Consider the following 13,133-nt stretch of genomic DNA (forward strand, 5'->3'; position numbering starts at 1 on the left):
GCCTTCCGGCGCTCACGGGGCATGGGGGACACTGGTCGGCGTACTACCCGCCGCGCCGCCGTCTGGAGCCGACCCCCATGCCCCGCATCGCACTGTTCTCCCTGGTCGTCTGCGCCCTGGCCGTCGTGGCGGCCGTGGTCTCCTTCGTCGAGGGCAGCTTCCTCGGGATCGTGTGGGTGCTGATCGCGGGTGTCACGTCGAACATGACGTGGTTCTACCTGCGCAGGGCGAAGGCCGAGAAGGCTCAGGCCGCGCCTACTGCGTGAACGTCGGGATCTCCGGGGTGCCCTGCCAGAACCGGTAGAACTGCAGCCCCCAGTACGTGTCCCACTCGTGCACGCCGAGCGCGGCAAGGACCCAGTCGACCGCGTCGAAGAACCACTGGTTGACCTCCGGGATCCACAGCACGGCGAACACGGCGAGCAGACCGAACGGCGCGAACGGCTCCACCTGCCGCCGGATCTTCTGCGACAGCCACGGCTCGATCACCCCGTACCCGTCGAGACCCGGTACGGGCAGGAAGTTCAGGATCGCCGCGGTCACCTGGAGCAGGGCGAGGAACCCGAGCGCGTAACGGAAGGTGTCCGGCACCCCGTCCAGCGCGTCCAGCCAGAACGGCGCCGTGCACACGATCGCGAACAGCACGTTCGTCAGCGGCCCCGCCGCCGAGATCAGGCTGTGCCGCCAGCGCCCCCGGATCCGCCCCCGCTCGATGAACACGGCCCCGCCGGGCAGACCGATCCCGCCCATGATCACGAAGATGACCGGGAGCACGATGCTGAGCAGGGCGTGGGTGTATTTGAGCGGGTTCAGGGTCAAATAGCCCTTCGCACCGATCGAGATGTCACCACTGTGCAGCGCCGTGCGCGCGTGCGCGTACTCGTGCAGACAGAGCGAGACGACCCAGGCGCCCGTCACGAACAGGAACACCGCGAAGCCCGGCTGGGACGCGAAGTCCGTCCACACCGCCCAGCCGGCCACCGCCGTGATCGCGGCGATGCCGAGGAAGACGGGGCTGATCCTGTTGTCGCCGCGGCGTGCGGTGGCGGTGGTCATGGGGTGGAACTCCCGGGGCAGACTGGTCGGCTGGCTCACCGAACGTACTCGCTGTATGCGGGAAACGTGTCGCGGTACGGCGGGAGTTCCGGACAAGGTAGGGGCATGACGAGGTCGAGGCAGGTACCGGGCGCGGTGGTCGAACGGCAGCGGGGAGAATAGGTCCGTGCGCTACCGCATCCTCGGCACCGCCCAGGCACTCCGCGACGACGGCACGGCCGTCCCGGTCGGTGGGGCGCGGTTGCGTGCCCTGCTCACGGTGCTCGCGCTGCGGCCCGGCCGTGCCGTACCCGTCGCGTTCCTCGTCGACGAGGTGTGGGGCGAGGAGCCGCCCGCGGACGCGGCGGGCGCGTTGCAGGCGCTGGTCGGGCGGCTGCGCAGGGCCCTGGGGGCCGGGGCGATCACCTCGTCCGAGGGCGGCTATCGGCTCGTCGCCGCCGCGGACGACGTCGATCTGTTCCGGTTCGAGCGGCTGACCGGGGACGGGGTGCGGGCGTTCGCGGACGGTGACCCGGCCAAGGCGCTCGACCTGCTCGACGACGCGCTCGCGTTGTGGCGGGGGCCCGCGCTCGCCGATCTTCCGGACCGGTCGACCGAGGTCACGCGGTGGGACACCCGGCACCTCGACGCCCGGCGCACCCGGCTCGCCGCGTACCTGGCCCTCGGCCGGGCGGACGAGGCGCTGCCGGAGTTGACCTCGCTCTGTGACGCGCATCCGTTGGACGAGCCGTTGCAGGTGCTGCGGTTGCGGGCGTTGCGCTCCGCGGGGCGCGGGGCGGAGGCGCTGGCCGCGTACGACGGGGTGCGGCGGGAGCTGGCGGATGTGCTGGGGGCCGACCCCGGGCCGGAACTCCGGGCGCTGCACGAGGAGTTGTTGGCGCCGGCCGCTCCTGCGCCACGGGGCTCCGCCCCGGACCCCGCTGCTCAATCGCCGCAGGGGCTGGATTCGGCTCACCCGCCACGGGGGCTGGATGGTGCGGACGAGTCCGCCGCCTTGGGCAATCCGCCGCCTGGCGCGGCAGGGTGGGCAAGGCGGCCCCCGGTGCAGGCCGCACCCGCTACGGCCCCCGCCCCGGGTAACCTCCGCGCGCGGCTCACCTCCTTCGTCGGGCGGGCGGGCGACATCGATGCCATCCGGGCCGATCTGGGGCGCGTACGGCTGGTCACCCTCCTCGGGCCCGGCGGCGCGGGCAAGACGCGGCTTTCGCAGGAGGCCGCCGAGGGGCTCGGGACCGTCCCGGACGGGGTGTGGCTCGCGGAACTCGCGCCGGTCAGCGATCCGGCCGCCGTGCCGGAGGCGGTCGTCGGCGCGCTCGGGGCCCGGGAGACCGTGCTGCGCGGCGCCGGCGCCGAAGAGCTTCGCGTCGCGGGCGAGCGGCAGGGCGACGACCCCCTCGTACGGCTCGTGGAGCACTGCGAGGACCGCCGGCTCCTGCTGATCCTCGACAACTGCGAGCACGTCATCGACGCGGCCGCCGCCCTCGCCGACGACCTCCTCGCCCACTGCCCCGGCGTCACGATCCTGGCGACGAGCCGCGAACCCCTCGGCGTACCGGGCGAGTTGCTGTACCCGGTGGAACCGCTCCCGGAGCCGTACGCGCTGCGGCTGTTCGGTGAGCGCGCCGCCGCCGTGCGCCCCGGCTTCACGGTGGACGAGGCCCCGGACGCGGTGGGCGAGATCTGCCGCCGCCTCGACGGCCTCCCGCTCGCCATCGAACTCGCCGCGGCGCGCCTGCGTATGCTCACGCCCCGCCAGATCGCCGACCGCCTCGACGACCGCTTCCGGCTCCTCACCTCCGGCGCCCGCACCGCCCTGCCCCGCCAGCAGACACTGCGCGCGGTCGTCGACTGGTCGTGGGAGCTGCTCGACGAGCCCGAGCGCGCCACGCTTGCCCGCCTCTCCGTGTTCAGCGGCGGCTGCGACCTGCCCGCCGCCGAGGCGGTCTGCGGCCCGGACGCGCTCGACACCCTGGCCTCCCTCGTCGACAAGTCGCTCGTGGTCGCCGCCCCGGAGGAGGACAGCGGCGACATGCGCTACCGCCTCCTGGAAACCGTCTCCGAGTACGCGGGCGACCGCCTCGACGAGTCCGGTGAGCGCGCCGCCGCCGAGCGCGCCCACCTCACGTACTACCGCGAACTCGCCCGCACCACCGACCCGTTGCTCCGCGGCGGCGGCCAGCGCGCCGCCATCGCCCGGATCGAGCGGGACTACGAGAATCTGCGCACGGCACTGCGGCACGCGGTCGCGGCCCGTGACGAGCAGGAGGCGTTCAGCCTCGTCCTCTCCCTGGCCTGGTTCTGGCAGATGCGGGACCTGCGCGTCGACGCCCGTACGTGGACGGGGGAGGCGGCGGCGCTCGGCCCCGACCCGTTCGCCGGGCCCGGCAGCCCCGCCCCGCCGCTGCACCAGCGCTGCACCGACATCCCGCCCCCGCTGACCGGCGAGCTCTTCGAAGAGGCGCGCCGCCAGGTCCACCTGTGCCGGCTCGGCTACATGGACATGGAGATGGACCACTGGCAGACGGACGAGGGCCAGGCCCGGCTCCGTGCCGTCATCGACACCTACCGCCCCGACCTCCCGCAGGCCTGCCGCCCGCCCGGCAACATCTGGTACTTCGCCGTCCTGATGACCGGCGACATGGACCGCCTCCAGGAGCTCGCCGCCGTGTCCACGCGGACCTGCCGCGAACTCGGCTACGACTGGGAGCTGGCGCTCGTCCTCCAGATGCGGGCCAACATCTTCGCCAACCGCAGCGACTGGGCCGAGGAAGGGCTCGCGTACGCCGACGAGTCGCTGGAGCTGTTCAGCCGGCTCGGCGACGAGTGGGGGACGGCCGAGGCGCTGTCCGCGCGCGGCGAGGCGCGCGAGAAGCTCGGCGACTTCGAGGGCGCCGCCGCCGACTACACGCGCGCCCGTGAGGTCGCGCAGAGCATGGGCGCCCACTCGCAGGCCGCGATCCTCCAGGTCAGGCTCGGCCAGGCGCGCATCGAGCAGGGGGACGTCGAGGAGGGCGAGGCGCTGCTGTGGGAGTCGCTCGCGGACGGCCGCCGGCACACCAACGAGTCCCGGCCCGCCGCCCGTCTCTTCCTCGTCTCCCATCTCGCGTACACCGGCCGCACCGTCGAGGCCCGTGAGCAACTCGCTTTGCTGCGCAGCGAGTTCAAGGTGGCGCAGATCGGGTTCTTCCACGGCATGACCGTCGGCATGGAAGCGATGATCGACACGGTCGACGGGACCACCGAGAACGCCGTCGCACTCGTGCGGCGCTGCCTCGACATCGCGGGGGACCCGCTGTCCGCGCTCGTCATGCCGCAACTGGTGGGGATCCATCTGTGCACGGCGGCCCGGGCCGTCGCCCAGCGGGGCGGGGAGGGCGACGCGGTGGCCGCCGCGCGGCTCATGGGCGCGGCCGACGCGGCGATGCCGGAGGGCCACAAGCCGGCGCTCCTGGAACGCAATTGGCGCTCGGACGCCGAGGCGGCGGTCCGCGCGCTGCTCGACGAGGCGACGTACGAACGGGCGCACGCAGAGGGCGGCGGCCTCTCCTTGGAGGAGGCCACCGCCCTGTTGGACGACTGACGACCGACGCGAATCGACCCGGTCGCCCGGACCCGTTCCGCTTCGGGTCAGCTCTTGGTGGTGAACTTACGGATCGCGATCGGGGCCATGACGGCCGTGATCACTGCCGTCCACCCGAGGGTCACCCACAGGTCGTGGGTGACCGGGCCGCCGACCATCATTCCGCGGCAGGCGTCCGCGAGGGACGAGATCGGGTTCCAGTCGGTGAAGGCCTGCAGCCAGCCCGGCATCGACTCGGTCGGCGCGAAGATCGACGAGCCGAACTGCAGCGGCATCATCACCAGGAAGCCCATGGCCTGCACGGCCTGCGCGCTCTTCATGGTCACGCCGAGCGTCAGGAAGATCCACATGAGGGCGGAGCCGAACAGCGCGGTCAGGCCGATGGCGCCGAGCAGTCCGGCCCAGCTGGTGATGTCGAAGCCGACGAGCAGCGCGACGATCATCAGGACCGTGGTGGCGACGAGGAGTCGCAGCATCTCGACGACCACCTTGGCCATGAGCACCGAGCCGCGTCCGATGGGCAGGGACCGGAAGCGGTCCATGATGCCCTTCTGGAAGTCCTCGTTGAAGCCGGTGCCGACGCCCTGCGCGATGTTCATGCTCATCATCGCGACCATGCCGGGGATCACGTACTGGACGTACGCGTCCTGGCCGCCGCCCATCGCGGAGCCGATCGAGCCGCCGAAGACGAACACGAACAGGAGCGTGAAGACGATCGGCATCAGGATCGCGTCGAACATCGACTCCGGGTCGTTGCGGATCCACAGCAGGTTGCGGCGGATCAGCGCGCCCGTGTGACGCAGATGGCCACTCAGGCCGATCTTGGGGTCGGCCTCGACGGTGATCGTGGGGGCCGCGGGGGGAGTAAGGGTGGTGGCACTCATACGGCGGCCTCCTCGAGTTCGGGCCTGGCGTCCTGCGGGGCGGAGGCCTTGTGGCCGGTGATGGACAGGAACACCTCGTCCAGGCTGGGCAGTTCGGTGGTGATGGAGCCGATCGTGATGCCCCGCGAGGTGACCGCGCCCACCACGGCGGTGAGCTGCTCGTCACTGAGTACGGGGACCAGGACGGACCCGGACTGGGTGTCCACGGTGGTCGTGGCGAGGCCCGTGAGCCCCATGTCGTCTATCGCGTGCGCCAGCGGGTGGAGTTCCAGCTCGTCGGCCGGGCGGATCCGCAGGGTGCGGCCGCCGACCTTCGCCTTGAGCTCCTCGATGCCGCCACGCGCGATGACCTTGCCGTGGTCGACGACGGTGAGCTCGGAGGCCAACTGCTCGGCCTCCTCCATGTACTGGGTGGTGAGCAGGACGGTGACGCCGTCGCGCACCATGCTCTGCACCTCGTCCCACACTTCGTTACGGGTACGGGGGTCGAGGCCGGTCGTCGGCTCGTCCAGGTAGAGGACGTGCGGGCGGCCGATCATCGACGCCGCGAGGTCGAGGCGGCGGCGCATACCGCCGGAGTACGTCTTCGCGGGGCGGGTCGCGGCGTCGGTCAGCGAGAACCGCTCCAGGAGGGCGTCGGCACGGGCCTTCGCATCCTTCCTGGACAGGTCGAGCAGCCGCCCGATCATGTACAGGTTCTCGCGGCCGGAGATCTTCTCGTCGACCGAGGCGTACTGGCCGGTGAGGCCGATCACGCGGCGCAGCTGGCGGGGCTGGCGCACCGCGTCGTAGCCCGCCACGATCGCCGTGCCGGCGTCGGGGGTGATGAGGGTGGAGAGGCAGCGGACGAGGGTGGTCTTGCCGGCGCCGTTCGGACCGAGGACACCCATGACGGTGCCCTCGTGCACGTCCAGGTCCACGCCGTCCAGGGCCTTGGTCGCGCCGTAGTGCTTGACCAGTCCCCTCACGGATACGGCGACCGGTCGGTCGCTCACGGAGTTCTTGTCGATTCGCGTCATGCCCTCAAGGTGCCAGCCCCCACCGACAACCCACCGACACCGGACCGACAGCGGGCGGCCGCTGCCGATACGGCGCCGACAGGCCCGTGCCGGGGGCTTGGGCGGGGTCGGGGTGGACGCCTACGGCCTTGGCGGGCGGCACCGTCCCTCCTCCGGCTGCGCCGGTCCCCGCCCATCTCCCACCGTCCGCCCCCTCCGGGGGCTTCGGCCTGTCCGGGGCCTGGGGTGGTGGTTTGTCGAGGTGGGATGGTGCTTGGGTTCGGGCCCGGCCGCCGGGGTGGACGCCTGCGGCCCTGGCGCGCGGTACCGCCCCGTGTCCGGCTGTGCCGGTGCCCGGTCGTCTCCCGCCGCCCGCCCCCTCCGGGGGGCTTGGGCCTGTCCGGGGTCCGGGGGTGGTGGTTTGTCGAGGTGGGGTGGTGTTTGGGCTCGGGCCGTTGCCGGGGTGGGTGTCTGCGGCACTGTCCCGCGGTACCGCCTCTCCTCCGGCTGTGCCGGTGCCCGGTCGTCTCCCGCCGCTCGCCCCCTCCGGGGGGCTTGGGCCTGTCCGGGGTCCGGGGGTGGTGGTTTGTCGAGGTGGGGTGGTGTTTGGGCTCGGGCCGTTGCCGGGGTGGGTGTCTGCGGCACTGTCCCGCGGTACCGCCTCTCCTCCGGCTGTGCCGGTGCCCGGTCGTTTCCCACCGCCCGCCCCCTCCGGGGGCTTCGGCCCATCCGGGGTCCGGGGTGGTACCGCCGGGGTCGGCGCCTTCCGGCATGGGCGCGCGGCACCGTGGGCCGCCTTGCCCACCTTGCCGCCCCAGGCGGCAGATTGCCCAAGGCGGGGGCGGCACCCTGTGGGGCGGACGTCCCGGAGAGGTGGTGCGGCACCGTCTGTTGTCCGGCTGTGCCGGTGCCCGGTCGTTTCCCACCGCCCGCCCCCTCCGGGGGCTTCGGCCCATCCGGGGTCCGGGGTGGTACCGCCGGGGTCGGCGCCTTCCGGCATGGGCGCGCGGCACCGTGGGCCGCCTTGCCCACCCTGCCGCCCCAGGCGGCAGATTGCCCAAGGCGGGTGGCGGCGCCCCGTGAGGCCGGCGTTTGGGTGGGGTGGGGTAAGTCGAGTGCCCGAGGTGGGGTGGCGGCGCCCCGCGAGGCCGGTGTTTCGGTGGCGCGGGGTAAGCCGAGTTGCCGAGGCGGGGTGGTGGTGCCCTGTGAGGCCGGCGTCCCGAAGGGCGGGCAAATCAAGCCCCGCTTTGGGATGAGACTCACGGGGTCCGGGGCGGAGCCCCGTGGGCGCAACTCCGTCGGGGCCGGGGGAGCGGTTCCGGTGCAGGCCGGGCACCGCGTGGCCGACGCCCCTGGAGGGGGCGGGTGGGTGGGAGATGGGCGGAGGAGAGGAGATGGGTGGAGGAGAGGAGATAGGCGGAGGGGAGGAGATAGGCGGAGGAGAGGAGGCAGGCCCAGAGGGGAGGCGGGAACGAAGAGTCGTCCAGCGGCAAGTAACCGCCCGGCGCCCCGGGACCCCGTCACCTTTCACGGCCCCGTAGGCCCCCGGTCGCCCCCAGCACCGCCCCACCTCGGATCGCGTCCCCGTAGGCCCCCGGTCGCCCCCAGCACCGCCCCATCCCGGATCGCGTCCCCGTAGGCCCCCGGCCGACCCCAGCCCCGCCCCGCCGGGCGCCCCACCCCAGACGGCCCCCGTAAACCCCGCGGCCCCCGCCCACCCGCGGAGCGAATGGCGCGGCCCGCCGACGGGGGAAGTTCGGCGGGCCGCGGTCGTACCGGGTTGGCTCAGTGGACGGAGTGTTCCTCCTGAGGGAACGTTCCGCCGATGACGTCCTCCGCAAACGCCTTCGCCGCGTCGGACATCACGCCCCACAGATCCGCGTACTGCTTCACGAAGCGCGGCATCTTCCCGCCGGTGAGGCCGAGCGCGTCCGTCCAGACCAGGACCTGCGCGTCCGTACCGGCCCCGGCCCCGATGCCCACGGTCGGGATGTGCAGGGTGCGCGTCACCTCGGCCGCCAGCTCCGCGGGAACCAGCTCCAGGACGACCGCGAACGCCCCCGCGTCCTGCACGGCCTTGGCATCGCGCAGCAACTGCTGCGCCGCCTCCTCGCCGCGCCCCTGGACCCGGTAGCCCTGGGTGTTGACCGACTGCGGGGTAAGCCCGATGTGCGCCATGACCGGGATCCCGGCGTCGACGAGCAGCTTGATCTGGTCGTGCGAGCGCTCGCCGCCCTCCAGCTTGACGGCGCCCACCCCCGCTTCCTTCACCAGCCGCATCGCCGAGCGCAGCGCCTGCGTAGGCCCTTCCTGGTAGGACCCGAAGGGCAGGTCGCCGACGATCAGCGCGCGGGACGTGCCACGTACCACCGCCGCCGACAGCATGACCATCTGGTCCAGCGTCACCGGCACCGTCGTCTCGTAACCGAGGTGGCAGTTGCCCGCCGAGTCGCCGACCAGCATCACGGGGATGCCCGCCTCGTCGAAGACCGACGCCGTCATCGCGTCGTACGCGGTGAGCATGGGCCACTTCTCGCCCCGCTCCTTGGCGAGGCCGAGGTCCCGGGCCGTGACCCGCCGCGAGCCCTTGCCCCCGTACAGCACGGTGGACTTCTGGGCGTTCCGATCGCTCTGGGCGTTCTGATCGTTCTGCGGGGTCCGCTGATTCTGGGTGTTCTGGGCAGCCGAAAGCTCTGTGGGTTGCGTCATCGCAACGGCTCCTTCATGTCGTCTCGAGGCGCCCTGACGGCGTCCCCGGATCGCCTCCATGGTGGCACCGCGTGCCGCCCCCGCGCCAGGCCCCATCCCGATCCCGCGCCAGGCCCCGTCCCGATCCCGCGCCAGGCCCCGTCCCGATCCCGCGCCGGACCCCCTTCCGAACCCGTGCCCCGTCCACGTAAAGCCTCGGCAAGGCTTTACGTGAGACTTTAAATACGAGACGGTTCCGTATCGGAATGGGGCTAGGGTCGGTCGCATGACCACTCCTGACGCCCCTCGGGACTCCCAGGGCCCCCGGGGATCCCAGGGTCCCCCGGGCTCCGAAGGTTCCCGCGTGCCCGAGTCCGTGCACCGCCGTCGCTGGGTGATCCTCGGCGTGCTCATGCTGAGCCTGCTGATCGTCGTCCTCGACAACTCGATCCTGAACGTCGCGATCAAGACGATCTCGACCCCCGAACCCATCGGCATCGGTGCCTCGCAGAGCGAGCTCGAGTGGGCCATCAACGCGTACACGCTCGTCTTCGCGGGGCTGTTGTTCACCGCCGGGCTGCTCGGCGACCGCGTCGGGCGCAAGAAGGTCCTCATCGGCGGCCTCGTCGTCTTCGGCCTCGGCTCCGCGCTCGCCGCCGAGTCCGGTACGCCGGTCCAACTCATCGCCTTCCGCGCGGTGATGGGGCTCGGCGCTGCCTTCGTCATGCCGGCCACGCTCGCCGTCCTGATGAACGTCTTCGAGCGGGACGAGCAGCCGAAGGCCATCGGCATCTGGGCCGGCGGCGTCGGTCTCGCCATCGCGATCGGGCCGATCACCGGCGGACTGCTCCTCGACCACTTCTGGTGGGGCTCGGTCTTCCTCGTGAACGTGCCGATCGTGATCATCGCCATCGCGCTGATGCTCGCGCTCGTGCCGGACTCCAGGGACCCGAAGCCGGGCCGGGTCGACCTCGTCGGCGTCGTGCTGTCCATCGTCGGTCTCGTGCTGCTCGTCTACGGGATCATCAAGGGCGGCGACGAGGGCGACTTCACCAGCCCCCAGGTGCTCGCCACCATCGCCGCGGGCCTCGTCGTCCTGGTCGCCTTCGTGCTGTACGAGAAGCGCAGCGACCACCCGTCGTTCGACATCAACTACTTCAAGGACAAGGTGTTCTCGGCCGCCATGGCCGGCATCGCGCTCGTCTTCTTCGCGATGATGGGCGTCACGTTCTTCGCGTCCTTCTACATCCAGAGCGTGCGCGGCTACTCGCCGTTGCAGACCGGCGCGTTCCTGCTGCCGCTCGCCGCCGCCCAGTTGATCTTCGCGCCGCGTGCCCGGCTCGTCGTCGACAGGCTGGGCGTGCGTGTCACCACGACCGGGGGTCTGGTGCTGCTCGCGGCCATGCTCGCCGCGTTCACCCTGCTCGACGAGGACAGCCCGATGTGGGTCATGGAGGTCATCTTCTTCTTCATGGGCACGGGCATGGCCCACGTCATGACGCCGACCAGCGTCGTCATCATGCAGTCGCTGCCGCGCGAGAAGGCGGGTTCGGCCTCCGCGCTCAGCAATACGTTCCGGCAGGTCGGCGGCGCGCTCGGCATCGCCGTGCTCGGCTCGGTGCTGGCCACCGCGTACAAGAACGGGATCGAGGACCAGCTGCTGCCGCTGCCCGCCGGGCTCCGGGACGCGGCGGGCGCTTCCATCGAGGCCACGCTCGGCGTCGCCGAGAAGCTCGGGCCGCGCGGCGAGGCGCTGGTGGGGGCCGCCAATGAGTCCTTCGTGCACGCCATGCACATCACCGCGCTGTGCGGTGCGGGCGTCGCCGTGCTCAGCGCCGTCCTCACCGGCCTGTTCCTGCCGCGCAAGCCCAAGGATCCGCCGGCCGAGCAGAGCGGCGGGCGGCCGGAGAAGGTGGGCGCGGGCCACTGATCCGCCACTGGGCTGCTGGTTGAGAGAATGCGCCGGGGCCCGCCACAGCGGCGGGGCCCGGGGCGTGGTGAAAGGCGGAGCGCGGTGGACGCGGGCACGGAACGGGCCGAGGGGCAGACGCGGCGGCGAAGGATCCCCGGGGCCCCGACACCGTCACCGTCCGCCCCCGCGCGTGGCCGGCCGCGCAGCGAGGCCGTCGAGCAGGCGATCATCGAGGGCGTCATCGGACTCCTCGAGCAGGGCGTGCCGCTCACCGAGCTGTCCATCGAGCGGATCGCCCGCACCGCCGGGGTCGGCAAGGCCACCATCTACCGGCGCTGGAGCGGCAAGGAGGCCCTCTTCGTCGACGTCGTCGCCTCCATCGAGGAACCGGACTCCGAGCTGCCCGGCACCTCGATGCGTGACGACCTCGTCCGGATCCTGGAGCACATGCGCAGACGCGGCCTCAGCATGCGCACCTCCGCTCTGCTGCACAACGTCCTCGCGCAGATGAAGACCCTGCCGAGGCTGTGGGACGCGTACCACGAGCTCGTCGTGGACCCGCGGCGGCGCGCGACGCACGAGGTGGTGCGGCGCGGGGTCGCGGACGGGGAGCTGCCGGCCGGTACGGACGTCGAGTTCGCGGCGGATCTGTTCACCGGGCCGATGCTGTTGCGCACGGTGATGCGGTCCGACGCGCCGCTGGCGGAGGATCTGGCGGAGCGGATCGTCGATACGGTGCTGGCGGGGTTGCGCGACGCGGGGGCTTGACCGGCGTGTTTGATGTGCGGGTTTCGTCACAGCGTCCCTTCCGGGCCGGTCGTACGGAACTCGGCACACCACCGCGTACGTCCCCGTGGTCGTAGAGACGTTGACGTCCGTGCTCGGCAGCGCGGACGTGACGGAACGGAAAGCCGCTGCTCATCGCCTACTGTTTGGCGGGGGCAGCGGGCACGGCAGGCAGTGAGGCGACGACGGCATGGCGCAGGCGTACAAGGGCGGCGACGGCAGCGGAACCGGGTCCACCGGACCGGGGGCGGCCCGGCTGCGACCCCAGGGCGGCCGTCCGCTGAGCGGCCGCGGTCACTGGCGGCGCGGCATCGTCCTCGCGGTGCTCGCGATCCTGCTCGCGCTCGTCATGCTGCTGCACGCGCAGATCCCCAACACCGTCGGCAACCTCGGCTCCCTGACCGAGACGTTCCTGCCGTGGCTCGGCGTCTTCATTCCGGTGCTGCTCGTCCTGGGTCTCGTACGGAAGTCGGCGACCGCGGTGATCGCGGTGCTGGCTCCGGCGATCGTCTGGTTCAACCTGTTCGGCGGGCTGCTCACCGACAAGACGGGCAGCGGCGGCGATCTGACCGTCGTCACGCACAACGTGAACGCGGAGAACTCCGACCCGGCCGGCACCGCGAAGGACGTCGCCGCGTCCGGCGCGCAGGTCGTCGCGCTGGAGGAGGTGACGGCGCAGGCGCTGCCGTCGTACCGGGACGCGCTCGCGAAGGCCTACCCGTACCACACGGTCCAGGGCACGGTCGGGCTGTGGAGCAAGTACCCGCTCTCGGACACCAAGGCCGTCGACATCAAGCTGGGCTGGAAGCGGGCGCTGCGCGCGACCGTCGCGACGCCGCAGGGCAAGGTCGCGGTGTACGTCGCGCATCTGCCGTCGGTGCGTGTGAAGCTCAACTCCGGCTTCACCGCGAGCCAGCGCGACAAGAGCGCGGACGCGCTCGGTGAGGCGATCGCCGACGAGCCGATCGAGAAGGTCGTCCTCCTCGGCGATCTGAACGGCACCATGAACGACCGCGCGCTGAACGGGGTCACCGCGCAGATGCGGTCGACGCAGGGCGCGGCGGGCAGCGGCTTCGGGTTCAGCTGGCCGGCCGCGTTCCCGATGGCGCGGATCGACCAGATCATGGTCAAGGGTGTGGAGCCGGTCACGTCGTGGACGCTGCCGGCGACCGGGAGCGACCACCTGCCGATCGCGGCGCGCGTCGATCTGTGACGTTCACTGGTCCACC

General features: G+C 72.1%; 9 protein-coding genes. 5 read left to right on the forward strand and 4 right to left on the reverse strand.

Going from position 1 to position 13,133, the window contains the following annotated elements:
• Positions 1-77: 77 nt before the first annotated feature.
• Positions 78-266, forward strand: a complete 189-nt coding sequence (locus ACOKM3_RS28870; RefSeq protein WP_426903939.1) for a hypothetical protein — start codon at positions 78-80, stop codon at positions 264-266.
• Here the strand turns inward: ACOKM3_RS28870 and ACOKM3_RS28875 are convergent.
• Entirely contained in the window at positions 256-1,056 is an 801-nt protein-coding gene (locus tag ACOKM3_RS28875; RefSeq protein WP_426903940.1) for a site-2 protease family protein, read from the reverse strand. The genes ACOKM3_RS28870 and ACOKM3_RS28875 overlap by 11 nt on opposite strands.
• Before the next feature lie 166 nt (positions 1,057-1,222).
• Between ACOKM3_RS28875 and ACOKM3_RS28880 the strand changes: the two genes are divergently transcribed.
• A complete protein-coding gene (locus ACOKM3_RS28880; protein WP_426903941.1) occupies positions 1,223-4,636 on the forward strand; it encodes an AfsR/SARP family transcriptional regulator in 3,414 nt (1,137 codons plus the stop codon).
• Between the two features lie 47 nt (positions 4,637-4,683).
• Here ACOKM3_RS28880 and ACOKM3_RS28885 read toward each other — a convergent pair whose 3' ends face one another.
• From ACOKM3_RS28885 to panB, 3 genes are all read right to left on the reverse strand, one after another.
• A complete protein-coding gene (locus ACOKM3_RS28885; protein ID WP_426903942.1) occupies positions 4,684-5,520 on the reverse strand; it encodes an ABC transporter permease in 837 nt (278 codons plus the stop codon).
• Positions 5,517-6,539 carry an ATP-binding cassette domain-containing protein gene (locus ACOKM3_RS28890; protein ID WP_426903943.1) on the reverse strand — a complete coding sequence of 341 codons (1,023 nt, stop codon included), beginning with the start codon at positions 6,537-6,539 and terminating at the stop codon, positions 5,517-5,519. The genes ACOKM3_RS28885 and ACOKM3_RS28890 overlap by 4 nt, the downstream gene beginning before the upstream one ends.
• 1,764 nt (positions 6,540-8,303) lie before the next feature.
• Complete coding sequence (panB, locus tag ACOKM3_RS28895) at positions 8,304-9,227, reverse strand: 3-methyl-2-oxobutanoate hydroxymethyltransferase (RefSeq protein ID WP_426903944.1); 924 nt, start codon at positions 9,225-9,227, stop codon at positions 8,304-8,306.
• Between the two features lie 391 nt (positions 9,228-9,618).
• On the opposite strand from panB, the gene ACOKM3_RS28900 reads away from it, so the two are divergent.
• The 3 genes from ACOKM3_RS28900 (at position 9,619) to ACOKM3_RS28910 (ending at position 13,117) form a co-directional block, all read left to right on the forward strand.
• Entirely contained in the window at positions 9,619-11,136 is a 1,518-nt protein-coding gene (locus ACOKM3_RS28900) for an MFS transporter (protein WP_426906922.1), read from the forward strand.
• Positions 11,137-11,220: 84 nt separating this feature from the next.
• Positions 11,221-11,886: a TetR/AcrR family transcriptional regulator C-terminal ligand-binding domain-containing protein gene (locus ACOKM3_RS28905; protein WP_426903945.1), complete on the forward strand. Its 666-nt coding sequence runs from the start codon at positions 11,221-11,223 to the stop codon at positions 11,884-11,886.
• A 208-nt stretch (positions 11,887-12,094) separates the two neighbouring features.
• Positions 12,095-13,117 carry an endonuclease/exonuclease/phosphatase family protein gene (locus ACOKM3_RS28910; protein WP_426903946.1) on the forward strand — a complete coding sequence of 341 codons (1,023 nt, stop codon included), beginning with the start codon at positions 12,095-12,097 and terminating at the stop codon, positions 13,115-13,117.
• The last annotated feature ends 16 nt before the right edge of the window (positions 13,118-13,133 follow it).

Source organism: Streptomyces nidicola, assembly GCF_050106155.1.
In the GTDB taxonomy this organism is placed as follows: Bacteria; Actinomycetota; Actinomycetes; order Streptomycetales; family Streptomycetaceae; genus Streptomyces.